The sequence below is a fragment of the Rhizobium vallis genome, assembly GCF_003985155.1.
GTDB classification, from domain to species: domain Bacteria; phylum Pseudomonadota; class Alphaproteobacteria; order Rhizobiales; family Rhizobiaceae; genus Rhizobium; species Rhizobium vallis.
In genome coordinates this window covers 400,941-423,490 of record NZ_ML133689.1, presented here as the reverse complement: position 1 = coordinate 423,490, position 22,550 = coordinate 400,941, and the positions used below count along the sequence as shown (strand labels likewise).

Genomic DNA, 22,550 nt, shown 5'->3' with positions numbered 1-22,550 from the left:
CCTCAGGCTCCGAGAACGATGTTGGCGGCACTTTCCTTCAGCTCGACGCCAAAGGCGCGCTGATAGTGCTCGGCGACCAGCGGGCGTTCCAGCTCGTCGCACTTGTTGAGGAAGGTGACGCGGAAGGCGAAGGCGAGATCGCCGAAAATCTCGGCATTTTCAGCCCAGGTGATGACCGTGCGCGGGCTCATGACGGTGGAGAGATCGCCGTTCATGAAGGCGGCGCGCGTCAGGTCGGCGACACGCACCATCTTCGACACGGTCTCGCGGCCGTTCTTGTCCTTGCCGAAGCTCTTCACCTTGGCGGCGACGATATTCACTTCGTGGTCATGCGGCAGGTAGTTCAGCGTGGTCACGATCGACCAGCGGTCCATCTGCGCCTGGTTGATCTGCTGCGTGCCGTGATAGAGGCCGGTCGTGTCGCCGAGGCCGATCGTATTGGCGGTCGCAAACAGGCGGAAAGCCGGGTGCGGCCGAATGACGCGGCTCTGGTCGAGCAGCGTCAAGCGGCCGGAAGATTCCAGCACGCGCTGGATGACGAACATCACGTCGGGCCGGCCGGCATCATATTCGTCGAAGACGAGCGCGACATTGTGCTGATAGGCCCAGGGCAGAATGCCGTCCTTGAATTCGGTGACCTGCAGGCCATCCTTGACGACGATCGCATCCTTGCCGACGAGATCGATACGGCTGACATGGCTGTCGAGGTTGATACGCACGCAAGGCCAGTTGAGGCGCGCCGCCACCTGCTCGATATGCGAGGACTTGCCCGTGCCGTGATAGCCGGAGATCATCACGCGGCGGTTATGCGCGAAGCCTGCGAGAATGGCGAGCGTCGTGTCACGGTCGAACAGGTAATCGGGGTCGAGATCAGGCACATAGGCGTCGCCCTTGCTGTAGGCGGGAACGCGGATGTCGGAATCGATGCCGAAGGCCTCGCGGACCGAAACGGTGGTATCGGGCAGTTCTGATATATCCAGGTCGATCTTGCTCATCATGTCTCCAAGGCGGGTGATGCCACCCGGCCAAACTGTCTCAGGCCATGTCGCAACCGTGACGCCGCGATTTTCATTCCGCGCCCGTCCAGGTCGGAACGTCGGCGATACTTCTCCGGGACTGAAACGAAACCTCGGCGGGATAATGACCGCGTGCGAGCATTCTTGAAAGAGTCCCGGACAAGAAACGCCGCGTCCGGAAGGTCGGCGGAGGCGATGTCGGGAAAACGCACAAATGTGAGCCGCGTTTGCCTGCAGCCTCAGCCGATTTGGACCATACCCGATTGAAGCCCAAGAGCAAGGACGGGAATTAACAAAAACCGTTCTGCTTCAACAATTGATAGGCCTGGATGACGGCGCGGAAACGCTCCTCCGAGCCCCGGTCGCCGCCATTGGCATCCGGATGATGTTTCTTGACCAGTTCCTTGTAGCGGCTCTTGATCTCCGCTGACGTCGCATTGGCATGAAGGCCCATCGTGTCGAAGGCCTTGCTTTCGAGCGATTTCAGCTTGCGCGCCTGGGGAAAGCGCGGGCCGCTGCCCTTGCCGCCTTCCTTGACGAAGCCGAAGGGATCGCGAACGCGCGAATAGGCGCCGGAGCGGACCTCGGAATGCAGCGGGCTGTCCTTCGCCGACTTGTTGACGCCGACCGTCCATGTCGGCCGGTGGCCGGTGATCGCCTCTTTCTGGTAGCGCGCGATCTCACCGTCCGAGAGACCGGAGAAATAATTGTAGCCCTTATTGTATTCCTTGACGTGCTCGAAGCAGAACAAAAAGAACTGCCCCTCCGCATTGCGACCCACGGGAGCGCGATGAGAGCCCTTCTTGTCGCAGCCGTCCCACTGACAGGTAGGCGGCGCCTGCTCTGTCTCCTGCTCGCGTTTGCGGCGTGTTCGGATGCGGTCGAAATATTTTGAATCAAGTCTCATGACGGCGCTAATTATGGGACTGCCGCGAAGCGACAACAAGAATTGACAAATGGGAATGTTACTGGCTTGGTGGGAACCTTTTTCGCGAAGCAGCAAGACCGGATGATGACCCTGCGGACCCGCATCGAAGAAAAACTTGTCGAAGCCTTCGCGCCCGAACGCCTGAGCGTCATCGACGAGAGCCATCTGCATGCCGGCCATCAGCCCGACATGACGGGCACCGGCGAAACCCATATGCGGGTGAGGATCGTTTCGGCAAAATTTGCCGGCATGTCGCGGCTGGCGCGCCACCGGGCCATCACCGACCTGTTGAAATCGGAACTCGATGCCGGATTGCACGCGCTCGCCGTCGAACCGGCGGCACCCGATGAACCGACCCGCTGGTAGCCGCACAGCCTAAATGGATATTGGCCGCCCGCAATCCAAGCGGGATCAGCCCGGTTTCGTGTCGTCTTCCTGCGCGGGACGGATGCGCAGCTTGGTGATGCGGTTCTTCTCCCGCTTCATGACGATGAAACGCTTGCCGTAAAAGGTGAAAGCCTGGCGCTCTTCCGGGATGGTCATGGATTCGTGAATAACCAGGCCGGCGATCGTCGTCGCCTCCTCGTCCGGCAGGTTCCAATCGAGCGCACGGTTCAGGTCGCGGATCGGCACGCCGCCGTCGACGACGACGGAACCGTCCGCCTCCTGGCGCACGCCCTGCATCTCGATATCGTGTTCGTCGGAAATGTCGCCGACGATTTCCTCGAGAATATCCTCCAGCGTGACGATGCCCTGCACCTCGCCATATTCGTCGACGACGACGGCGAAATGCTGCTTGCGGCGCAAGAAAGCATTGAGCTGATCTTCGAGGTTGGTACTGTCAGGCACGAACCAGGGCTTCTGGGCGATCTTCACGATGTCGAGGTTCTGCGGCTCCATGTTCGGCTCGGCAAGCGCCCGCAAGAGATCCTTGGCGTGAACGACGCCGATGATGTTGTCGATTGTGCCGCGCCACAGCGGCATGCGCGTGTAAGGGCTTTCGAGAATGGCGCGCACCACCGCTTCCGGCGAATCGTCGGCGTTGATCGCCCGCATCGCGGTGCGATGGACCATGATGTCGGACAATTCCAGCTCGCCGAGGTCGAGCACACCGCCAAGGCGATCCCGGTCGGCCTTCACCACCGATCCCTCGCGATGCAGGAAATCGACGGCGCCGCGCAACTCCTCATGCGCCGTCAGCATCGATACCTCCCGCGAGAGATTGATGCCAAATAGCGAAAGAATCCGCCGCACGATTGCATTGACGAAGGAGGAAACCGGGCCGACGACGGCAACGAAGAGCCTGGCCGGAAATGCCACGGCAAGCGCAAAGCGGTCAGGCGTCGAAATCGCCCAGCTCTTCGGCAGCACTTCGGCGAAGATGACCAGAATGACGGTCATTGCCAGCGTCGCCAGCGCCACGCCGGAATTGCCGAACAGCCCAAGGAAAACGCTGGTGGCGATCGAAGAGGAGAGAATATTGGCGAGATTGTTGCCGATGAGCAGCGCGCCGATCAGCCGGTCGCGCCGTTCGATCAGTTGCCGCACCAGCCCGGCGCGTTCGTCCCCGTTCGCCTCCAGCGTATGGATACGGCTGCGCGAAACAGCAGTCAGCGCGGTTTCCGAGCCTGAAAAGAAGGCGGACATCAGCACGAGCGCCATGATCGAAAGGATTTCCGGCCAGTATGTCTCAAGAAATGCCAGAGCGCCTTCGATCGTTATCAAGGATGTTTTTCCCGGAGAAAGCTGATCACTTCGGAGGCGGGAACATCGTCGGCGACGAAGGACTGGCCGATGCCGCGCGTCAGGATGAAGGTGAGCTTGCCGTTCTTGACCTTCTTGTCCTGGGCAATCGCGTCCATCAGCGTTTCGGCCGGCGGCAGCTCGCCCGGAATCTCTGACATGCGAGTCGGCAGGCCGACCTCCTTCAGATGTTTTTCGACGCGCCGCGCATCGTCGGGGCTTGCAAGGTTCATCCGAGCGGAGAATTCATGCGCCAGCACCATGCCGATCGAAACGCCCTCGCCGTGCACGAGGCGGCGGCTGTCATAGGCCGTTGCCGCTTCCAGCGCATGGCCGAAAGTATGGCCGAGATTGAGCAGCGCCCGCTGGCCGTTCTCGCGCTCGTCTGCGACGACAACGTCGGCCTTCGCCTGGCAACTCGTGGCAATCGCCTCGATGCGCGCGGAGCCGCCGGCAAAAACCGCCTTCCAGTTGGCTTCCAGCCAGGCGAAAAAGTCAGGTTTGTCGATCAGTCCGTATTTCGCGACCTCGGCGTATCCGGCGCGGAACTCGCGCTCGCTCAGCGTATTCAGCACATCCGCATCGGCCAGAACCAGGTCCGGCTGATGGAAGACGCCGATCAGGTTCTTGCCGTGCCGGGAATTGATGCCGGTCTTGCCGCCGACGGAGGAATCGACCTGCGCCAGCAGCGAGGTCGGCACCTGCACGAAGCGCACGCCGCGACGCACGATGCCGGCCGCAAATCCGGTGAGGTCGCCGATGACGCCGCCGCCGAGCGCGATGACGCAGTCGTTGCGTTCGACGCGGGCCTCGAGCACCTTGTCGCAGACCGTGATAAGATGTTCGAAGCTCTTGGTCTTCTCGCCGGCCGGCAGGACCACCTTGGCCGCGGCGATGCCCGCCGCATCGAGGCTCGCCAGCAGCGCTTCGAGATAGAGCGGCGCCACATGCTCGTCGGTGACAATAGCAGCCCTCCGGCCCTTGAGGCGGGAGGCGATCTCGGCGCCTGCCCGTGCGATCAGTCCCGGCCCGATCAGGATATCGTAGGCGCGCTCGCCGAGCGGCACGTGCACCGTCTGGACGGCGGGGGCGGAAGGTATCGCATTCATGATGCTGCACTTTCTTTCTGAGCTTCGATCACGGCCTTCAGCACCTCGTCCGCCATGATTTCCTTGCGCACGTCGCGCGAGAGCACGGTGAGGTCTGCCTGCGCATAGATCGGATAACGCGCGTTCATCAGGTTTTCGAGCGTCTGCTTCGGATTTTCAGTCTTGAGCAGCGGCCGCGTGTCGCGCTTGTTGACCCGCTCCCAAAGCACATCGAGATCCGCCTTCAGCCAGACGGAAAGGCCGCCCTTCCTGATATGCCTGCGCGTCCGCTCGTTGACGAAGGCGCCACCGCCTGTGGAGACGACGCGTGGCCCGCTCTTCAGGAGCCGTTTCACGACCCGCGCTTCCAGCGCCCGGAATTCTTCCTCGCCATAGGCCGCGAAAAGTTCGGTGATGGTCATGCGCGAAACGCGCTCGATTTCGTGATCGCTGTCGATGAAGGGAATGCCGAGCTGACTGGCAACGATGCGTCCGACCGCGGATTTTCCAGCACCCATCAGGCCGACGAGGATCAGATTGCGTGAACCGAGCGCGGCACGAGCTCTGTCTTTCAGGCTGTCAGCAACGGTCAGCAGTGGGTCACTCATCGGTCCATTCACACTTTGTTTGCAAACCGTATCGACAAATGCAGGTGGAGCGTCAAGTCGCGGACAAGGGAATCATGGCTTGAATACCGCTTCTTGCACTTGCGAGTACGCTTCTTATAACAGAACCAGAGCATGAAGGAGTTGCCGGATGCCGACCCTGTTCCGTTTCCTGTTCTTCTGCGCGATCCTCGCCGGAACGGTCTACGGAGCGATGTGGGCGCTTGTGACCTTCGTCGAGCCGCGGCAGCGTGACGTCACGATCCGCATTCCGTCCGAGCGGGTCAATCCGCCTGCGACTGGCACGATCGACTCGACCAGGAAGTGAGAGACATGAGGGATCTCGGCCGCGTCCATGTGGAATCTTTCCTGGAAATGATGAGCGCCGAACGCGGCGCGGCCACCAATACGCTGCAATCCTATGAGCGCGACCTCGAAGACGTCCTCTCCTTCCTGAACGGCCGCAGCATAAGGCTTATCGAAGCCGCCTCCGCCGACCTTGCCGCGTATCTCTCCTCGCTCGCCGGCCAGGGCTTCAAACCCTCCTCGCAGGCGCGCCGGCTTGCAGCCATGCGCCAGTTCTACAAGTTCCTCTACGCCGAAGGCATTCGCACCGACGATCCTACAGGTATTCTCGACGCACCGAAGAAGGGACGTCCCCTGCCGAAGACGATGGGCGTCGAGGAGGTCGGCAGGCTGCTTTCCCAAGCTGAGGCAGAGGCGGGGGATGCAGCACCTGGCCAGTTGCAGCGCCTGCGCATGCTGGCGCTGCTGGAGCTGCTCTATGCCACCGGCATGCGCGTCAGCGAGCTCGTCTCGCTTCCGGCCCGCGTGCTCGATCAGGAAGGCCGCTTCCTGATGATCCGTGGCAAGGGCAACAAGGAGCGGCTGGTGCCGCTGTCGCAATCAGCAATATCGGCACTCAAATCCTACGGACGCCTGCTGGCGGCCGAAAACGCCGCCGCCAAGGAGCCGCAGGAAAGCCCCTGGCTGTTTCCGTCCGCCTCGAAGGAGGGCTACCTGCCGCGCCAGGTTTTCGCCCGCGACCTCAAGAATCTCGCGATCCGCGCCGGCCTGACGCCGTCGATGATCTCGCCGCACGTCATGCGCCACGCCTTTGCAAGCCACCTGCTTGCCAACGGCGCCGATCTGCGCGTCGTGCAGGAACTCCTCGGCCATTCGGACATTTCGACCACGCAGATCTACACACATGTCCTCGAAGAGAGGCTCCAACAGCTCGTCCAGACGCATCACCCCCTTGCCAAACAGGCGAAAAAGCACGAATAGGACCGGCGACATGGGGCGGAGCCAGGAAAACGCCCCAGGCACAAGGAACGGAAACGCACCTCATGCACAATTATCTCGACTTCGAAAAGCCGATCTCCGACCTCGAAGGCAAGATCATCGAGCTGAAGAAGCTCGCAACGGAAGACGAGAGCATCGACACCACCGATGAAATCGGCAGGCTGGAAGTTCGCGTCCGTGAGGCGATCGTCGAAATCTATTCCAAGCTCAATCCCTGGCAGAAGACGCAGGTCGCCCGCCATCCGCAGCGCCCGCATTTCGTCGACTATGCCAAGACGCTGTTCCAGGAATTTACCCCGCTTGCCGGCGACCGCAAGTTTTCCGAGGATGCCGCGATCCAGGCGGGCCTTGCCCGCTTCCGTGGCCAGCCCGTCGCCGTCATCGGCCAGGAAAAGGGCAACGATACCAAGACCCGCCTGAAGCACAATTTCGGCAGCCCCCGTCCGGAAGGCTACCGCAAGGCAATCCGCATCCTTGAAATGGCCGATCGTTTCGGCCTGCCGGTGATTTCGCTGGTGGATACGGCAGGCGCCTATCCCGGCGTCGGCGCCGAAGAGCGCGGCCAGGCCGAAGCGATCGCCCGTTCGACGGAAATGTGCCTCGGCGTCAAGGTTCCCCTCGTTTCCGTCGTCATCGGCGAAGGCGGCTCGGGCGGCGCGATTGCGATCGCCACCGGCAACCGGGTCTATATGCTTGAGCATTCGATCTACAGCGTCATCTCACCGGAAGGGGCAGCCTCCATCCTCTGGCGCGATTCCACCCGCGCCCGGGAGGCGGCGACCAACATGAAGATCACCGCCGAGGACCTGAAATCGCTCGGCGTCATCGATGGCATCATCTCCGAGCCGCTCGGTGGCGCCCATCGTGATCCCGACAGCGTGATAGCCGCAACCGGCGATGTGATCGCCAATGCGCTCGGCGAAATGGCGTCGCGTTCCGGCGAACAGCTGCGCAACGAGCGGCGGCAGAAATTCCTGAATATGGGCCGCAATCTCTAGGGTAAGACCTCGATCTTTGGGGATTGAGGCCAAACCTTGGCCACATTAATGTTATCTGTGACATTTGCGCTTGCGGGGGTGTTCCGGGCAAGTCATAGGCTGTTAAGAATTTGTGAAGTATAAGCCACTTATGATTCCGTTTCGTGCCCGGACTCCATAGGCGGATCGGGTCGCATCATCTTTATGGGCTAGTTTGAATGCGCATACGTCATTTTGCCTATGTTTCCCTCATGGCGCTGGCTCTGGCCGGCTGCAATGATGCGTTGGAAACCGCGCAGGTCGATCTTTCCACGGTCAAGAACAAGGTCGAGCAGCCGCTTCCCGCGCATATCCTCAACGCCATGGCCGCCAAGGGCATGGACCGCAATTCGCCGATCATGATCCGCATCTTCAAGGAAGAAGGTGCCATGGAGATCTGGAAGGCGAAGACCGACAACCGTTTCGAGAAGATCGCCGATTACAAGATCTGCGCCTGGTCGGGCCGTCTCGGTCCGAAGGTCAAGACCGGCGACCGGCAGGCGCCGGAAGGCTTCTACGAGCTGACGCGCGCCAACCTGAACCCCAATTCGAAATATTATCTGGCGATCAACACCGGCTTCCCGAACCGCTACGACGCGGTGAACGGACGCACCGGCTCCGACCTGATGATCCATGGCGCCTGCTCGTCGTCGGGCTGCTATTCGATGACCGACCAGCAGGTGCTGGAGATCTATGCCTTCGCCCGCGACGCCTTCAAGGGCGGCCAGTCGACGGTGCAACTGCAGGCCTTCCCCTTCCGCATGACGGCGGAAAACATGGTCAAGCATCGCCTCGACTCGAGCTATGACTTCTGGAAGATGCTGAAGGTCGGCTACGACAATTTCGAAGTGACGAAGCGCCCGCCCGAGGTCAACGTCTGCGAGAAGAAATACGTCTTCAACCAGCAGGCAACGGATGGCGGCGCCTTCAACGCCGCCGGAAAGTGCCCCGCCATGTCGACGCCGCCGGCGCTGACGGCTGCCCTTGCCTCCTACGGCAAGACCTATGATGCCGATTACGCCAAGGCGATGAGCAAATTTGACGGCATGGCCTGGTACGATCCGTCCGAGGCCGAGCGCAAGGCCGTGGTCGCCAAGACGCGCAAGGGCCGCGAACTCGCCTTCGCGCCGACCGGCACCTCGCTGGAAGCCGGCCGCATGGTCAAAGTCGCCGAACTCGAAGACCTGATGGCCAAGCGTACCGCCCAGAGCCTCACCGCCAAGACCGCAACGGGCGCCACGCCCGTAACGCCCGCTCAGCCGCAGGCAACCGCAGTCGCCGCAGCAGCGCCCGCGGTCGTGCCGGTGCCGCAGCAGAACCCGCTGGCCTTTGCGGCGCCCGAGCCGCAGGAAACGGCAGAAGCTGCCACGAAGAAGCCGTTCTGGAAGTTCTGGGCGAGGAACTGAACGGCTTGAACCCCGTTCTTTACGATCTTCGCGGCCTGAAATGCCCACTCCCTGTCATGAAGACACGCAGGAAGCTCGCCGCCATGCCGGCCGGCGCGCTCATTCAGGTCGACACGACAGACCCGCTTGCTGTGATCGACATGCCGCATTTCTGCAATGAGGACGGCCACGAACTGGTCGAGACGGCAAAGACCGAAAGCGGCCACCGCTTCCTGATCCGGAAACGCTGACTAGAGCATGTCGCGCAAAAGTTTGCAGCGGTTTTGCGACAACGACATGCGTCAAAACAAAGACCTAAAGCGCTAGAAGCGAATCTGAAAGATCGCGACGCGCTTTAAATTCGTAATCCCGGAATAGCGAGCGGATTGTCCGACAGCGCCGCACGGTCCGGCATGTCGATGCGCGGCTTGCCAAGGAAGGCGTCGAAGAGATCCTTGACGAAGGCTTCCGGCAAATCCCTGGTGATCAGCACCATGCGCGTGCGCCGGTCCTTCGGATCTGGCCAGGCCGGCAGCCGCACCGGCGGATGGAAGATGCTCTGGACGCCGTGCAGGACCAGCGGCCGTTCCGGCCGGTCGGAGACGGAAACGATCGCCTTCATCCTCAGCAGCTTCTCGCCATGGGCCGAACGCAGGAGATCGATGAACATGTCGAGCGCCATCGGATCGATCGGCTTCTCCTCGACGATGGAAAAGGACCTGATCGAAGCATCGTGACGGTTGACGTCGTGCGGGTCCTGATGCCCATGATCGTGATGATGGTGGTGATCATGATGGCCATGATCGTGATCGTGGTGTCCATCACGACCGTGGTCGTGATTGTGATGCGCCTCATGTGCATCTTCGTCCTGCAGCCAGCGGCCGACATCGGCGATCTTCGTGGCGGGATCGTAAAGCCCGTTCACCAGCACCGTCGCGCTGCCCGCCTCTGCGCTGTCGGCATCCATCATCACGGCGCGCGGATTGAGCGCCCTGAGGCGCCTTTCCAAGGCATCCGTCTGCTCGGCCATCGACCTTTTCGAGATGATCAGCCGGTCGGCCACCGCCGCCTGCTTGCGCGCTTCCTCGTGGTTGTCGAGCGTCTGCAGCCCGTTCACCGCATCGATAACCGTGACGACGCCGTCGAGCTCGAAATTTTGGGCGATGATCGGATTTCCCATGATCGCCTGCATGACGGGCGCGGGATCGGCAAGGCCCGTCGTCTCGATGACGACGCGCTTCACCGGCTTGACGCGGCCCGTCTGCACGGCATCCATCAGGTTTGCCAGCGTATCCACAAGTTCGCCGCGTACGGTGCAGCAGAGGCAGCCATCCGACAGCTCGATGATCGAATCACCCGAGCTTTCCACAAGCAGATGATCGATGCCAACATCGCCGAATTCATTGATGATGACGGCCGCGTCCTTCATGACTGGATCTTTGAGGATGCGGTTGAGCAGCGTCGATTTGCCGGCGCCGAGAAAGCCGGTCAGGATGGCGACCGGAATCCTGTCGTTAAGCGCGCTCATATGGTTTTACCTTAAAAGCTCATCTCAAAAAGATGTCGGGCGGGGCATCGGCACCGGCACATTGGCGATCCCACCCGCCGTATCGCCGCCCGCCACTTTTTCCGGCTGCGGAGCCGGCTGTGGATCCTGGCCCGGAATGAGGCCGGCAAAGACGAATTGCGGCTCGTGGTCCATTTCCTGGATGTAGGGCGACTGCACCTTCATGCGGCCGACCTCGTCGCGCGTTTCGCTGCGTATCTTGGCGCCCTTGGCGCTGCAGATATCGGCGGTAATGTCGGCGACCTGGTCTCGACCCTGCCCGTAAGGCTTCAGCGAAGCCAGCGTATCACTGACCGGAAACGGCGTGGTGAAGCCCTTTTGCAATAGGTTCGCGGTCGCATCGGCGCGCGCCGCAAGGCTGTCGGTGCCGAGCACGACCGAGACGAGCGTGTGGCCGTTGCGCGTCGCCGAACCGATCTGGTTGAAGCCCGAGGCGCAGATGAAACCGGTCTTCATGCCATCGGCGCCGGCGAACCGGCCGATCAGCATGTTGAGGCTCGGCACGTTCTGCTGGCCTGTCGTGAAGCCCTCAAGCGAGAAATAGCCCGCATATTGCGGAAAATCGCGGCGCAGCGCCACTGTCAGCACCGCCAGGTCGCGGGCCGTCGTATATTGCCCCTTGCCGGGCAGGCCGTTCGGATTGATGAAATGCGAATCCGTCATGCCGAGCTTCAGCGCCTCGCCGTTCATCCGCGTCACGAAAGCTTCCTGCGTGCCGCCGACGGCTTCGGCGACCGCAACCGCGATGTCGTTGGCCGACTTCACCATCAGGATCTTCAGCGCGCTATCGAGCGTCAGCTTCTGGCCCGGCTTGAAATACATCTTGGCGGCCGGCTGCGCGGCGGCGCGCTTGCTCATAACGATCGGCGTGTCGAGGCTGATCTGGCCGGCGCGGATCGCATCGAACACCGTATAGACGGTCATCAGCTTGGTGAGCGAGGCCGGATACCACTTGCGGAAGGCTTCTTCGTGTTCCAGCACGCGGCCGGTCTGCACGTCGACGAGAATATGCGGATTGGCCTGGGCGAGCGGAACGGAGGCAAGAAAACCGGCAGTCGCGGCGACTATGAAGCTAAGCTGCCGCGAAGCGGCAAATAAACCAAAGTGGCTCGTCGACACGGCTCATCCTTCAGATATCAGGAAATCTCGAAAGCTTCATCTATCTAGCCTATATGGCTATGACATGGCAAAGGTCATTGACGAAGTAATTTGCACAGTCTCACGCCCTTGTGAAGCGATGAACGATTGCCGGGATTTCATAACAGGAACGCCAATATGCCGATTTTGAACAGAGCCGCCGAACTGCAGGACGAAGTCGCCGAATGGCGCCGCCATATACACGCGCGGCCCGAACTCCTCTTCGCGGTGGAAAACACGGCCACTTTCGTCGCTGAGAAACTCAAGGAATTCGGCGTCGACGAGATCGTCACCGGAATCGGCCGCACCGGCGTCGTCGGCCTGATCAGGGGCAAGGGCGAAGGCGGCCGCACCGTCGGCCTGCGCGCCGACATGGACGCCTTGCCGCTGACGGAGATCACCGGCAAGCCCTGGGCCTCGAAAACACCAGGCAAGATGCACGCCTGCGGCCATGACGGCCATACCGCCATGCTGCTCGGCGCGGCGAAATACCTGGCCGAGACCCGCAATTTCAACGGCAATGTCGCCGTCATCTTCCAGCCCGCCGAAGAAGGCGGTGGTGGTGGCAACCTGATGGTCAAGGACGGCATGATGGAGCGCTTCGGCATCGAAGAGGTCTACGGCATGCACAACCTGCCGGGCCTGCCCGTCGGCCAGTTCGCCATCCGTAAGGGTGCGATCATGGCGGCAACCGATGAATTCACCGTCACCATCAAGGGCCGCGGCGGCCACGCCGCCCAGCCGCACCGCACGATCGACCCAATCGCCATCGGCGCGCAGATCGTCGCCAACCTGCAGATGATCGCCTCGCGTAGCGCCGATCCGCTGCGCTCGGTCGTCGTCTCGGTCACCAAGTTCAATGCCGGTTTCGCCCATAACGTCATCCCGAATGACGCGACCTTCGCCGGCACGGTCCGCACCCTCGATCCAGAGGTGCGCACGCTCGCCGAGACCCGGTTCCGGCAGATCGTCGAGGGACTGGTTGCAGCCCACGGCGCCGAGGTCGAGATCAGCTTCCACCGCAATTATCCCGTCACCGTCAATCACCCCGACGAGACCGAGCATGCTGTGGCCACCGCCAGCGCCATCGCCGGCGAGGCAAACGTCAATCCGGAGATCGATCCGATGATGGGCGGTGAGGATTTCTCCTACATGCTGAACGCCCGCCCCGGCGCCTTCATCTTCATCGGCAACGGCGATAGCGCCGGCCTCCATAACCCGGCCTACGACTTCAACGACGAAGCTATCGCCCATGGCATCTCCTACTGGGTCCGCCTCGCCGAACAGCGCCTCGGCCTCTGACAACAATTAAGGCTTGGCTTCGCGCCAAGCCTTTTGTATGCATGGCATGCAAGTGGTCCCGTAGCTCAGCAGGATAGAGCACCAGATTCCTAATCTGGGGGTCACGCGTTCGAATCGCGTCGGGATCACCATTTTTTGAAAAACTTAGTTGATATAAATTCGCGTTCCACGGCGCAAATATGCTGCATGTGCTTCCCTTGATTTCCAGACGTTTCAACGGGGTAGCGTCCGCCAGGATGCCCGCGGACTGCTTCAGGTCGCTGGCGCCTCACAGATCGAGAGATAAGCCAATCCGCCAGGCATTGCGGCGAATGTAACCCATCGCGTGCATTGGCACGCCTCTTGCATCGTTAAGAGTACGCTATCCCATCTGGAGTGTTATGTAATGGAATGGGACACCTCGATCGAGTTTGCTCCCGTGATCCTTCTGTTTAAGGATCCCGACAGACTATTTTCCGTCAGGACGGCCATCGGGGCTGCCAACACGCTCATAAAGGAATTCCCTTCCGATGACGGAGAGGCGTTTCTTGCGGCGATCGAAATCTGTCTTGATGTAGTGAAGGGCAACACCGACCCGGAGCAACTCAGAGCAGCGATTATTCGCGCTGCAGACGAGGCTGGCGTTACGGCTATCACTGTTCTGCACTGACGGCTTTTGCTCACCTGCGGCAGCACTCTCTACCTTTAGGTACGGACCTCTGCTGTCCCCCTCAAATCCGAGGGTTAGACGCTCGGCTGCCACCGGGTTCGCCTTCTCCATCGAATACCGAATGCAATCATCTATGCGCCCCTGCCGAACCAGCCTGCGTTCGCGGCTTGGCTCACGACATCAGACGGTACACCTGCCATCTCCGCACCACCCGCCGCGCCCCCAATCCCAACAGCGCCGTCACAACCCAGCCACCGACAAAACCGATCGCGCCCCAGACGAGACCGGCGAAGTTGACGGGCACACCCGGTACAAAATCGCGCCAGGTATTGGCGAAAACGACATCATCGGCATTCCCCAGCAACACGAAAGGCTTGGCGACGGGCGCGGCGGTGCCGAGTTCCACTTGCTGGGAGAGCAACGTTTCGTAGCGCGCGATGGTACTCTGCATAGAGACGCCGCGGTCGCGCAGGAAATCGTCGGCGGATTGCGCATAGGCGTTCAGCGCCTGCTGGCGATCGAGATGATGCTCGGCCGCCTGGGTATTGAAATCCTCGACGATGACACGCAGTTCGTCGATCGCCCCGCCGATCCGCTGGCGGTACTGCTGCGCAAATTCGGGCGCCTGCGAAAAAACCGTGCCGCCGGCAAGACCGGCAACGATGGCGACTATTCTTGCAATTGGTCCCATGATCGATGCCTCCGGCTGTCCACCTGCGCTAACGAGCCGGGTGGGCCAAAGGTTTCCGCCTTCGACACAATCGGTAACGCTATGTGATTGAACGACAAGGCTTCGGTCGAGTTGAGACTATGACCAACTCAGAAAGAGAGAGCCGTCATGAAACACTTTATCCTCGCCTGCACGCTCGCCGCAGCGTCCGTCTTTTCCGCCATGCCGTCCCAGGCGGCGAGCGTCACCATCACCACGGATAACGCGCGTCCCTATTACGGCGATTCGGAAAGTCCCTATTACCGCCACCGCCCCTATTACCGTCATCACATGATGTCGCGCCGCGTCTCGGAGGATTGTTTCACCAAGACGGAAAGGATCCGCCGTCACGGCCATACGTTCGTCAAGGAAACCCGGATCTGCCGATAAGGCAATGCACATATGAAACGCTCGGCCGATCCTCCCCGGCCGGGCTTTCCGTCTGATTTCGCCATGAGGAACTTCGCAATATCGACCGCGTTTAGTGCGAAACAGGAGTATTCATCATGCGTATCAAGATGACTCTTTTGGCGATCACCTATGTCGCGGTCAGCGCCCTGTTGCTTGCCATTGCCCATCAGCCGCAGGGGCCTGTCGCCAGCGGGAAGACGGATCGCCTGGCAGGCTCATCCTTCCTGGTCGAGCGCTTCGCCGGTTGATGAGCGAGCTCCAGAGGTCAAAACGCGTCGTTAACCCCGGGTCCGCCAAGCAGAATCCGGTTCTGCACCGATTGCACGCCTTCGACGGCCTTGGCGACAGCGGTTGCCCGTTCGATTTCGCCGACCGTGCCGACGATGCCGGTCAGCACGATTTGGCCCTCGTCCATCGTCACCTCGACATCTGATGCATCGATACCGCCGGCGATCGCCAGCGCATTGGCGACGGCAGCTTCGACCGATGCTCTGTTGGCGATTTCCGCATCTATTTCAGGCTCGAGCCCATGAAATGTCTGCTCTTTGAAAACCATGATCCGTTCCTCCGTGGCATCTGCTTAGCAAACGCCTTTGGATAGAGTTTGGTTTCAGTGCCGCTACCACTGCACGCGATAGCGGAGCTTGACGCTGCCGGCCTCGCCTCCCGAAAACGGATTGTTCACCGAGGCATCGAGATTGAGGTTCGGCAGGATGGCCTGACTGACCGCCACCGTAGTCGAGAAGTCGCCGCCGGCATTGCTGACGCCTGTCCCCGCCGAAAGCGACGTTCCCGTCCAGGGATGGATCAGCTTCAGCGCCTGCGACGCCGTCACCGAAGCCTGCCGCACCTCGACCGTGTCATATTGGACACTGATGGACCGGCCCGACTGCATGTCGAGCGAATCCGACAGGATCCAGCTGCGCGAGCGGCTGAGGGTCAGCGCGCCGCTGCCGCGCAGCGTATCGACGCTGACCTTTGCCCCCTGCTGCGATTGGCCAGCCGGCGTAACGCTCGTCTTGCTGATCCTGCCCCAGAGCATGGCCTGTCCGGAATCGGGCAGCGGCGCTCCGCCCTTGGTCGAGGCTAGGCCCACATCGGCGCCGGCGCTCGTTTCCCACTCCGCCGGCAGACGAAAACCCATCGTCGCCTTGTAGGATCTTTCGGAAAGCCTGGCCGGCGACCAGATCAACAGGTCGTCCGCCCTTGCGGCCGCCGTCAGCGAAGGCATGATGGTGAAAAGAATGCATGCTATTTTGAATATCGTCATGAGATCCGATCGTTCTGACCTGACACGAACTGCCCCGAACCGGAGCGACGGCCTTAGGAAAGCGCTCGTAGCGCACACGGGCGGGATTGCGGCCAAGCCGTCCATCCCGGTTTCATCCTCGATTTATTGTTTGGCCGGCGGCCTGCACACTGACGTGCCCCGATACCCTTGCAGCCGTGAATAGCCGCTTGCGGAATCTCGATTCCCTCAGGAATGGTACAAGGATCACATCCGGCCGGCGCTCTGTAAACCCCTTAGGGGTGGAAATCTGCTGCACCGCACACTTGCCGCTCCCTCCAAACCCTTGTAGAGCCTGAGCCGACGAGAGAGAAATATTTCGCGAAATTCCACATGATGACCGGCAACACCGCGCCGCGGCGCCTCAGCATCTTCGGCTCGACCGGCTCGATCGGCCGCAACACCCTCAATGTCGTCGAACATCTGGGCGGACGGGAGAGTTTCGAAATCTCCGTGTTGACTGGCAACGGCAACGTCGAGCTGCTCGCCCGTCAAGCCAAATCCTTTGGCGCGCGGCTGGCGGTGACGGCGAACGATCGGCATTACGAATCGCTGAAGAGCGAACTTTCCGGCAGCGGCATCGCCGTCGCATCGGGAAAATCCGGCCTGATGGAAGCGGCTGACCGCGAAGCCGATTGGGTGATGGCGGCAATCGTCGGCACGGCGGGCCTGGCGCCGACGCTCGTCGCCGCGCGGCGCGGCGCGGATATCGCCCTTGCCAACAAGGAATGCCTGGTCTCGGCAGGCGATCTCTTCATCAAGGCGATCCGCGAAGGCGGTGGCAGGCTGCTTCCCGTCGACAGCGAGCACAATGCGATTTTCCAGGTACTGGAGGAAAACCAGCGTCACGCCGTCGAGCGTGTCATCCTGACGGCATCAGGCGGTCCCTTCCGCACCGCGTCTCTGGAGGAAATGGCCGGCGTGACGGTGGAAACCGCGCGCGCCCATCCGAACTGGTCGATGGGATTGAAGATCTCGATCGACAGCGCCTCGATGTTCAACAAGGCGCTGGAGATGATCGAAGCGCGGCATCTTTTCGGGCTGAAGCCCGAACAGATCGAGGTCATCTTCCATCCGCAATCGATCATCCATTCCATGGTCGGCTATACCGACGGCTCGGTTCTGGCACAGCTCGGCGCGCCGGATATGCGCACCGCCATCGGTTACGCGCTGTCCTTTCCGCGCCGGCCGAACCTGCCGGTCGAGCGGCTGGATTTCGCCAAGCTCGCGCGGCTCGATTTCGAGGCCCCGGACGAGCGGCGTTTTCCAGCCCTGCGGCTGGCACGGCTTGCAATGACGCGCGGCGGCGTTCAGGGCGCGGTGCTGAACGGCGCCAAGGAAGTGGCGCTCGAGGCCTTCATCGAGAGGCGGCTATCTTTCCTCGCCATGGCCGACATCACCGAAAGGGTCATGGACGATCTGGCCCACCTGCCGCCGGCTGAGGGCATGGACGATGTCTTTTCAGCCGACAGGCAAGCCCGGCAAAGGGCTGCCGAGCTGATGAGGCTGGATGCCGCCGGCTGAAGACCTGGGAGCGAACGGCGACTATCGCAACCGCTTGCCGCCTTCATCGAACAATCTGCAATCCGAAGGATCGAACAGCAGGCTGACCTCTTCGCCCGCCGCGATGCTGATCGGCGAACGATGCTCGACGGTCAGCGACTGACCGTCGGCAAGCTGGCAATAGAGATATTGCGTTCCCCCGAGATACTCGGAAAAATCGACGGTCGCCGTCAGGCTGCCCGGCTGATCGGATGCCACTTTCAGATGTTCCGGCCGTAACCCAAGCGTCACCGCGGCTCCGGCCGGCCGGTCTGCCGGCGACAGGCCGCTTGCGATCCGGGCGCCGGCGAGCTCGACCAGGCCTTTCTCGCCCCAGCCGGCATTCAAGAGGTTCATTCGGGGCGAGCCGATGAAGCCCGCCACGAAAGTATTGGCAGGATCCTCGTAGATTTCCCGCGGCGTTCCCGCCTGCTCGACACGGCCGTCGCGCAGCACGACGATCTTGTCGGCAAGCGTCATCGCCTCCGTCTGGTCGTGCGTGACATAGATCATCGTGTTGCCGAGTTCGCGGTGAAGGCGGGCGATCTCGATGCGCATCGAAACACGCAGTTCCGCATCGAGATTGGAGAGCGGCTCGTCAAAAAGGAAGACGTCGGGTTTGCGCACGATCGCCCGGCCGATCGCTACGCGCTGGCGTTGACCGCCGGAAAGCTGTCCGGGCCGCCGCTCGAGAAGATGGTCAATCTTCAGGATCGCCGAAGCGGCCTTGACGCGTGTTTCTATGTCGGCGGCATTGTTGCGCGCCATCTTCAACCCGAAGGCCAGATTGTCGCGCACGCTCATATGCGGATAGAGCGCGTAGGACTGGAAGACCATGGCGATGCCGCGTTCCGACGGATCGAGATCGGTGACGAGCCGTCCCTTGATCTCGATCTCCCCGTCGGTCACGTCCTCCAGGCCCGCGATCATGCGAAGCAGCGTCGATTTTCCGCAGCCGGACGGGCCGACGAAAACGACGAACTCACCTTCCGCAATCGTCAGGTCGATGCCGTGGACCACCTGCAGACTGCCATAGCTTTTTCGCACGTCCTGGAGCACGACGCTCTTGTTGCCCATATCGTTCGTCATCCCCAAACGATCTACTTGTCCGACTGGACCCAGACGAGCATTTCTCCGGGCGCGCGGTTGTCCCAGAGATGATAGGGCACGAAACGCGCGGTGGCGACCTGCCTCTCGGCCGGCGCCTTGCGATAGAGGGGCGTGCCCCAATTAGATGTTTCCTCGCGCTCGACCTTGAGATCGAGGGCGACGGCATCGTTGAGGTCCTTCAGCACGACGGTTTCAGCAGCCGAGAGCTCGCGGGGCAGAACGATGGCGTTGAGGTCTGCGCCATTGTCTGTCGTTTCGACACAATAGACGAGCGGGCCCCGCATCAAGGCAACGCGGCCGGCATCCTGGCGCACTTTCGGGTTGGCATATTGCGGGCGAAGCGAAAGCGGCAGGTAAAGGGCGACGCGGTCGCCGTCCGCCCACTCGCGATCAATCCTCGCATATCCCCTGCGAACATGTGCACTGAGGTCGAGCATCTCCCCGTTGACGCTGAGGGTCGCACCCTCGGCCCAGTCCGGAATGCGCAGCGACAGCGCGAATTTCGCCGGCCTCTCCAGCCTGGTGGTAAAGGCGACCGCGCCGTCCCACGGATAGTTGGTGGCCTGCTCCAGCACGACCTCGGCGCCGTTGGCAAGCTTCAGGCGGACGGTGCTTTCGCCGTAGAGATGCACGGCAATCTCGTCGTCGGCAACGGCATACATATATGAGCCGATCGACGTCACCAGCCGGGCGATATTGGGTGGGCAGCAGGGGCAATGATGCCATTTCCAGCGGTGGTGCTTGCCGGCACTTTCGAGCGGGTTGTCATAGAAGAACGTCTTGCCGTCGGTGGAAAGGCCGGGCAGCGCGCCGTTATAGAGCGCCTGTTCCATGATATCGGCATAACGGCGATCCGGACCGCGTCCGAGCATGCGGCTCGCCCAGAAGACCAGGCCGACGGAAGCGCAGGTCTCCGCGTAAGCAGTGGCGTTGGGCAGGTCGTAATAATCGGTGAAGCCTTCATTGGAGGCCGCCGGGCCGATGCCGCCGGTGATATACATCTGCTTGGTCGTTAGATCCTCCCAGAGCGTTTCCAGCGCCGCCGTCAGGCTGTCATCCTTGTATTCGGTGGCGATGTCGGCCATCCCCGAATAGAGATACATGGCACGAACGGCGTGGCCGACGACCTTCCTCTGCTCGCGCACTGGCTGATGCGCCTGGCCATATTCATAGGTCTTCTGATGGAATTCGGCAGCGCTCCGACTGTCGCGAGCAGCCTCCGCCGTGAAGAAGTGCGGCTCGGTGCCGCGTTCGTCGATGAAGTATTTCGAAAGCTCGAGATATTTTTTCTCGCCGGTGACGCGGGCAAGCTTGACCAACGCAAGCTCGACTTCCTCGTGGCCGCAATAGCCTGATATCTGGCCTTCGCCGTGGCCGAAAATCTTGATCATGTAATCGGCATAGCGGCACATGATGTCGAGCAGCTTGCGTTTGCCGGTCGCCTGATAATAGGCGACGGCGGCTTCCATGAGATGACCGGCGCAGTACAGTTCGTGATGGTCTCGCAGGTTGGTCCAGCGGCGGCTCGGCTCCACGCGCTGGAACCAGGCGTTCAGGTAGCCGTCCTTGTCCTGCATCCTCTCATACATGTCGATGATCTCGTCGGCCCGCGCCTCCAGCTTCGGATTTGGCCGGCGATAGAGCGAATAGGCGATCGTCTCGATCGACTTGCCGAGATCGGAATCCCAGAACATCTGCGTCGTCCCGCCCCAAGGCTGAACGGGAATGACGACGCCGGGGCTCGGCTGGCTGACGTCGATCGCCTTGAGCATGCCGGCCTCGACGCAGCGGTCGAGCAGGGTTTCGGCGGTGGAATTGCAGACGGCGTCCTGCCATTTGCCCCAGAAGCCGCCGAGCTCCACATCGGGAACGGCGATGGGGCGGAATTGGCGGTCATTGCTTGGCTTGGTCATGGGCTCCACTTTCTCTCGGATCATTTCACCGCGCCGGCCATCAGCCCGCGCATGTAGTAGCGTTGCAGCAGCAGGAAGACGATCAGGCAGGGGATCGTCATGACGACGACACCGGCCTGCACCGCTCCCCAGTTGATGGCGCCGAGCCGTCCGGCGCGAACCGCCGTCATCAGCACCGGCAGGGTGTATTTCTCATTGCTGGAGAGCAGCACGAGTGCTGCGAGGAACTCGTTCCAGGCATTGAGGAAGGCAAAGATCGCGACCGTCGCCACACCGGGAAGCACCAGCGGCAGGAGGACGCGCGCCAAGAGCCTCAGATCGCGCGCGCCGTCGATGCGGGCGGCCTCCTCGATCTCCTTCGGCACGGCATCGAAGGCGTTGCGCATCATGAACACGGAGAAGGGCAATTGCAGCGTCACATAGACGAGCGTCAGCCCGAGCAGCGAATTGTTGAGGCCGAGCTTGGCTAGGATAATGAAGAGCGGCGTCAGGATCGACTGGAACGGGATCATCAGCGTCGCGATGATCAGCACGAAGAGCGCATTCTTCATCGGGAACCGGTACCGCGAGAAGCCGTAGCCGGCGAGCAGGCTGACGGTGACGGTCAGCGCCACCGTGGCGACTGAGACGAGCAGCGAATTGATCATGTGCCGCCAGATGCCGGCACCGAACGTATCGAGCAGCGCATAGGAATCGATGCTGACGCCCGAGGTCGGCCAGGGCGGCAAAGGCGGCAGGCTGGCCTCCGTGCCGTGGCGGAAGGAAGACAGCAGCGTGATCACGAAGGGGGCGAGAAAGAAGATCGAGATGGCGATGCCGGTCAGGTGATAAACCGATTTCGTCCGAATGGCCTTGCGCGCGCGGCGTTCCCTTGAGGTGGTCATGAACGCTCCTCCCCGACGCGAAGCAGCCAGAGCTGCACGATGCTGATGGCCACAAGGATGGCGAGGAGCGCAATCGACAGCGCTGCGCCATAACCGAGATTGAAGGACACGAAGGACTGGTTGAAGATGTAGTAGACCACCGAGATCATTTTGTTCTGCGGGCCGCCCGACGTCATGATGTAGAACTGGTCGAAGGCGAGGATCGAGCCGGTGACGGAGACGATCAGCGCCAGCGCGATCGTCTTGCGCATCAGCGGCAGCGTCAGGTGCCGGAAACGCTGCCAGCGGCCGGCGCCGTCAATGCGGGCAGCCTCTGTCAATTCGGACGGAATGGCCTGCAGCCCGGTCAGAAGAATGATCATCGTGAAGCCGGCGATCTTCCAGACCACCATCACCACAACAGTCAGAAAGGCGGTGTCGAAGGTCGCAAGCAGATTGGGGCTCTTTTCGACAAGGCCAAGCGCTTTCAAGGCCGGGCCGATGAAGCCGCTGTCGACATTGGCAAGCCAGACCCAGAGCAGCGAGGCTGTGGCAAGGCCGACCACGACGGGCAGGAAGATGATCGTCCGGTAGGCGCTGACGAACTGCCGTTCCTTTTCGACGAAGATTGCCAGCGGAAAGGCGACCGCGAAGATCGCGATGGTGACGATCAGGGTATAATAGGCCGTGAAATTCAGTGCCGCCATGAAGCGGGTGTCGTTGAACATACGAAAATAATTGTTGAAGCCGATCCAGCGCGATGCCCCCATCAGCGGCCAGTTATGAAGGCTCATCCATCCTGTGAAGAGAACCGGCATGACGAAGAAGACGATCACCAACGCCATGGCAGGCGCGATGTAGAGAGGGCCGCGCCAGTTCGATCTGCGCCGTCGCTTGCGTCGAGGCAATAGGGTCGTCGAACCGGAACCGGTCATCGAAACGCTCCGCATCTGTCAATTGAAATTGGCCGGGA

Annotated in this window: 25 protein-coding genes and 1 tRNA gene; 12 read left to right on the top strand and 14 right to left on the bottom strand. The window is 61.4% G+C overall.

Going from position 1 to position 22,550, the window contains the following annotated elements; genetic code table 11:
- Positions 1-2 precede the first annotated feature (2 nt).
- Together cobS and EFQ99_RS15145 are read right to left on the bottom strand one after the other, a co-directional pair.
- Entirely contained in the window at positions 3-995 is a 993-nt protein-coding gene (gene cobS / locus EFQ99_RS15150) for a cobaltochelatase subunit CobS (RefSeq protein WP_126921818.1), read from the bottom strand.
- A gap of 310 nt (positions 996-1,305) precedes the next feature.
- A complete protein-coding gene (locus EFQ99_RS15145; protein WP_088682896.1) occupies positions 1,306-1,923 on the bottom strand; it encodes a J domain-containing protein in 618 nt (205 codons plus the stop codon).
- A gap of 102 nt (positions 1,924-2,025) precedes the next feature.
- On the opposite strand from EFQ99_RS15145, the gene EFQ99_RS15140 reads away from it, so the two are divergent.
- A complete protein-coding gene (locus EFQ99_RS15140; RefSeq protein WP_208722761.1) occupies positions 2,026-2,310 on the top strand; it encodes a BolA family protein in 285 nt (94 codons plus the stop codon).
- Between the two features lie 45 nt (positions 2,311-2,355).
- Here EFQ99_RS15140 and EFQ99_RS15135 read toward each other — a convergent pair whose 3' ends face one another.
- From EFQ99_RS15135 to EFQ99_RS15125, 3 genes are read right to left on the bottom strand one after another with little or no spacing between them, the layout of a single operon-like run.
- Positions 2,356-3,669 carry an HlyC/CorC family transporter gene (locus tag EFQ99_RS15135; RefSeq protein WP_126921817.1) on the bottom strand — a complete coding sequence of 438 codons (1,314 nt, stop codon included), beginning with the start codon at positions 3,667-3,669 and terminating at the stop codon, positions 2,356-2,358.
- Positions 3,666-4,796: a 3-dehydroquinate synthase gene (aroB, locus tag EFQ99_RS15130; protein ID WP_126921816.1), complete on the bottom strand. Its 1,131-nt coding sequence runs from the start codon at positions 4,794-4,796 to the stop codon at positions 3,666-3,668. Before aroB ends, EFQ99_RS15135 begins: the two co-directional genes overlap by 4 nt.
- A complete protein-coding gene (locus EFQ99_RS15125; protein ID WP_126921815.1) occupies positions 4,793-5,383 on the bottom strand; it encodes a shikimate kinase in 591 nt (196 codons plus the stop codon). The genes aroB and EFQ99_RS15125 overlap by 4 nt, the downstream gene beginning before the upstream one ends.
- Positions 5,384-5,531: 148 nt before the next feature.
- On the opposite strand from EFQ99_RS15125, the gene EFQ99_RS35045 reads away from it, so the two are divergent.
- From EFQ99_RS35045 to EFQ99_RS15105, 5 genes are all read left to right on the top strand, one after another.
- Positions 5,532-5,708: a hypothetical protein gene (locus EFQ99_RS35045; protein WP_164736378.1), complete on the top strand. Its 177-nt coding sequence runs from the start codon at positions 5,532-5,534 to the stop codon at positions 5,706-5,708.
- Between the two features lie 5 nt (positions 5,709-5,713).
- On the top strand, positions 5,714-6,667 hold the full coding sequence (gene xerD, locus EFQ99_RS15120; RefSeq protein ID WP_126921814.1) for a site-specific tyrosine recombinase XerD: 954 nt from the start codon (positions 5,714-5,716) through the stop codon (positions 6,665-6,667).
- A 62-nt stretch (positions 6,668-6,729) separates the two neighbouring features.
- Positions 6,730-7,683 (top strand): acetyl-CoA carboxylase carboxyltransferase subunit alpha, encoded by a 954-nt coding sequence (locus tag EFQ99_RS15115; RefSeq protein ID WP_064707917.1) that lies wholly within the window; start codon positions 6,730-6,732, stop codon positions 7,681-7,683.
- Between the two features lie 197 nt (positions 7,684-7,880).
- Positions 7,881-9,107, top strand: a complete 1,227-nt coding sequence (locus tag EFQ99_RS15110; protein ID WP_126921813.1) for a L,D-transpeptidase family protein — start codon at positions 7,881-7,883, stop codon at positions 9,105-9,107.
- 5 nt (positions 9,108-9,112) lie between these two features.
- Positions 9,113-9,337 (top strand): sulfurtransferase TusA family protein, encoded by a 225-nt coding sequence (locus EFQ99_RS15105; RefSeq protein WP_126921812.1) that lies wholly within the window; start codon positions 9,113-9,115, stop codon positions 9,335-9,337.
- Between the two features lie 104 nt (positions 9,338-9,441).
- On the opposite strand, the gene EFQ99_RS15095 is transcribed toward EFQ99_RS15105, so the two are convergent.
- Positions 9,442-10,614 (bottom strand): CobW family GTP-binding protein, encoded by a 1,173-nt coding sequence (locus EFQ99_RS15095; protein ID WP_126921811.1) that lies wholly within the window; start codon positions 10,612-10,614, stop codon positions 9,442-9,444.
- Between the two features lie 24 nt (positions 10,615-10,638).
- Positions 10,639-11,772 carry a D-alanyl-D-alanine carboxypeptidase family protein gene (locus tag EFQ99_RS15090; protein ID WP_126921810.1) on the bottom strand — a complete coding sequence of 378 codons (1,134 nt, stop codon included), beginning with the start codon at positions 11,770-11,772 and terminating at the stop codon, positions 10,639-10,641.
- Between the two features lie 156 nt (positions 11,773-11,928).
- Between EFQ99_RS15090 and EFQ99_RS15085 the strand changes: the two genes are divergently transcribed.
- The 3 genes from EFQ99_RS15085 to EFQ99_RS15075 all read left to right on the top strand — a co-directional run bounded on the left by EFQ99_RS15085 (position 11,929) and on the right by EFQ99_RS15075 (position 13,741).
- Positions 11,929-13,092 (top strand): M20 aminoacylase family protein, encoded by a 1,164-nt coding sequence (locus EFQ99_RS15085; protein ID WP_126921809.1) that lies wholly within the window; start codon positions 11,929-11,931, stop codon positions 13,090-13,092.
- A 54-nt stretch (positions 13,093-13,146) separates the two neighbouring features.
- Positions 13,147-13,223 (top strand) — tRNA-Arg (locus tag EFQ99_RS15080).
- 254 nt (positions 13,224-13,477) lie between these two features.
- Positions 13,478-13,741 (top strand): DUF982 domain-containing protein, encoded by a 264-nt coding sequence (locus EFQ99_RS15075; RefSeq protein ID WP_126921808.1) that lies wholly within the window; start codon positions 13,478-13,480, stop codon positions 13,739-13,741.
- A 172-nt stretch (positions 13,742-13,913) separates the two neighbouring features.
- Here EFQ99_RS15075 and EFQ99_RS15070 read toward each other — a convergent pair whose 3' ends face one another.
- Complete coding sequence (locus tag EFQ99_RS15070) at positions 13,914-14,432, bottom strand: DUF2937 family protein (RefSeq protein ID WP_126921807.1); 519 nt, start codon at positions 14,430-14,432, stop codon at positions 13,914-13,916.
- 147 nt (positions 14,433-14,579) lie between these two features.
- Between EFQ99_RS15070 and EFQ99_RS15065 the strand changes: the two genes are divergently transcribed.
- On the top strand, positions 14,580-14,840 hold the full coding sequence (locus EFQ99_RS15065) for a hypothetical protein (protein WP_126921806.1): 261 nt from the start codon (positions 14,580-14,582) through the stop codon (positions 14,838-14,840).
- 116 nt (positions 14,841-14,956) lie between these two features.
- Positions 14,957-15,109, top strand: coding sequence for a hypothetical protein (locus tag EFQ99_RS35040; RefSeq protein ID WP_164736377.1), 153 nt, complete (start codon positions 14,957-14,959; stop codon positions 15,107-15,109).
- 17 nt (positions 15,110-15,126) lie between these two features.
- Here EFQ99_RS35040 and EFQ99_RS15060 read toward each other — a convergent pair whose 3' ends face one another.
- Positions 15,127-15,417 (bottom strand): BON domain-containing protein, encoded by a 291-nt coding sequence (locus EFQ99_RS15060; protein WP_126921805.1) that lies wholly within the window; start codon positions 15,415-15,417, stop codon positions 15,127-15,129.
- Between the two features lie 63 nt (positions 15,418-15,480).
- The gene (locus EFQ99_RS15055; RefSeq protein WP_126921804.1) at positions 15,481-16,131 is read right to left on the bottom strand and encodes a hypothetical protein; all 651 of its coding nucleotides are present in this window, start codon (positions 16,129-16,131) and stop codon (positions 15,481-15,483) included.
- Between the two features lie 351 nt (positions 16,132-16,482).
- Here EFQ99_RS15055 and dxr point away from each other — a divergent pair, with 351 nt between their 5' ends.
- Positions 16,483-17,673 (top strand): 1-deoxy-D-xylulose-5-phosphate reductoisomerase, encoded by a 1,191-nt coding sequence (dxr, locus tag EFQ99_RS15050; RefSeq protein ID WP_126921803.1) that lies wholly within the window; start codon positions 16,483-16,485, stop codon positions 17,671-17,673.
- 21 nt (positions 17,674-17,694) lie between these two features.
- Here dxr and EFQ99_RS15045 read toward each other — a convergent pair whose 3' ends face one another.
- From EFQ99_RS15045 to EFQ99_RS15030, 4 genes are read right to left on the bottom strand one after another with little or no spacing between them, the layout of a single operon-like run.
- Positions 17,695-18,780: an ABC transporter ATP-binding protein gene (locus EFQ99_RS15045; RefSeq protein WP_126921802.1), complete on the bottom strand. Its 1,086-nt coding sequence runs from the start codon at positions 18,778-18,780 to the stop codon at positions 17,695-17,697.
- A gap of 11 nt (positions 18,781-18,791) precedes the next feature.
- Positions 18,792-20,714: a glycoside hydrolase family 127 protein gene (locus EFQ99_RS15040; RefSeq protein ID WP_126921801.1), complete on the bottom strand. Its 1,923-nt coding sequence runs from the start codon at positions 20,712-20,714 to the stop codon at positions 18,792-18,794.
- 20 nt (positions 20,715-20,734) lie between these two features.
- On the bottom strand, positions 20,735-21,598 hold the full coding sequence (locus EFQ99_RS15035; RefSeq protein WP_126921800.1) for a carbohydrate ABC transporter permease: 864 nt from the start codon (positions 21,596-21,598) through the stop codon (positions 20,735-20,737).
- Positions 21,595-22,512 carry a carbohydrate ABC transporter permease gene (locus tag EFQ99_RS15030; RefSeq protein WP_126921799.1) on the bottom strand — a complete coding sequence of 306 codons (918 nt, stop codon included), beginning with the start codon at positions 22,510-22,512 and terminating at the stop codon, positions 21,595-21,597. The genes EFQ99_RS15035 and EFQ99_RS15030 overlap by 4 nt, the downstream gene beginning before the upstream one ends.
- Positions 22,513-22,550: the final 38 nt, after the last annotated feature.

Coding starts and splice junctions, on each gene's coding strand:
- EFQ99_RS15030 (WP_126921799.1), bottom strand. CDS start 22,512: ATGACCGGTTCCGGTTCGACGACCCTATTGCCTCGACGCAAGCGACGG.
- EFQ99_RS35045 (WP_164736378.1), top strand. CDS start 5,532: ATGCCGACCCTGTTCCGTTTCCTGTTCTTCTGCGCGATCCTCGCCGGA.
- EFQ99_RS35040 (WP_164736377.1), top strand. CDS start 14,957: ATGCGTATCAAGATGACTCTTTTGGCGATCACCTATGTCGCGGTCAGC.
- EFQ99_RS15040 (WP_126921801.1), bottom strand. CDS start 20,714: ATGACCAAGCCAAGCAATGACCGCCAATTCCGCCCCATCGCCGTTCCC.
- EFQ99_RS15125 (WP_126921815.1), bottom strand. CDS start 5,383: ATGAGTGACCCACTGCTGACCGTTGCTGACAGCCTGAAAGACAGAGCT.
- EFQ99_RS15110 (WP_126921813.1), top strand. CDS start 7,881: ATGCGCATACGTCATTTTGCCTATGTTTCCCTCATGGCGCTGGCTCTG.
- EFQ99_RS15140 (WP_208722761.1), top strand. CDS start 2,026: ATGATGACCCTGCGGACCCGCATCGAAGAAAAACTTGTCGAAGCCTTC.
- EFQ99_RS15115 (WP_064707917.1), top strand. CDS start 6,730: ATGCACAATTATCTCGACTTCGAAAAGCCGATCTCCGACCTCGAAGGC.
- EFQ99_RS15045 (WP_126921802.1), bottom strand. CDS start 18,780: ATGACGAACGATATGGGCAACAAGAGCGTCGTGCTCCAGGACGTGCGA.
- EFQ99_RS15070 (WP_126921807.1), bottom strand. CDS start 14,432: ATGGGACCAATTGCAAGAATAGTCGCCATCGTTGCCGGTCTTGCCGGC.
- aroB (WP_126921816.1), bottom strand. CDS start 4,796: ATGAATGCGATACCTTCCGCCCCCGCCGTCCAGACGGTGCACGTGCCG.
- EFQ99_RS15065 (WP_126921806.1), top strand. CDS start 14,580: ATGAAACACTTTATCCTCGCCTGCACGCTCGCCGCAGCGTCCGTCTTT.
- cobS (WP_126921818.1), bottom strand. CDS start 995: ATGAGCAAGATCGACCTGGATATATCAGAACTGCCCGATACCACCGTT.
- dxr (WP_126921803.1), top strand. CDS start 16,483: ATGATGACCGGCAACACCGCGCCGCGGCGCCTCAGCATCTTCGGCTCG.
- EFQ99_RS15060 (WP_126921805.1), bottom strand. CDS start 15,417: ATGGTTTTCAAAGAGCAGACATTTCATGGGCTCGAGCCTGAAATAGAT.
- EFQ99_RS15085 (WP_126921809.1), top strand. CDS start 11,929: ATGCCGATTTTGAACAGAGCCGCCGAACTGCAGGACGAAGTCGCCGAA.
- EFQ99_RS15035 (WP_126921800.1), bottom strand. CDS start 21,598: ATGACCACCTCAAGGGAACGCCGCGCGCGCAAGGCCATTCGGACGAAA.
- EFQ99_RS15095 (WP_126921811.1), bottom strand. CDS start 10,614: ATGAGCGCGCTTAACGACAGGATTCCGGTCGCCATCCTGACCGGCTTT.
- EFQ99_RS15145 (WP_088682896.1), bottom strand. CDS start 1,923: ATGAGACTTGATTCAAAATATTTCGACCGCATCCGAACACGCCGCAAA.
- EFQ99_RS15055 (WP_126921804.1), bottom strand. CDS start 16,131: ATGACGATATTCAAAATAGCATGCATTCTTTTCACCATCATGCCTTCG.
- EFQ99_RS15075 (WP_126921808.1), top strand. CDS start 13,478: ATGGAATGGGACACCTCGATCGAGTTTGCTCCCGTGATCCTTCTGTTT.
- xerD (WP_126921814.1), top strand. CDS start 5,714: ATGAGGGATCTCGGCCGCGTCCATGTGGAATCTTTCCTGGAAATGATG.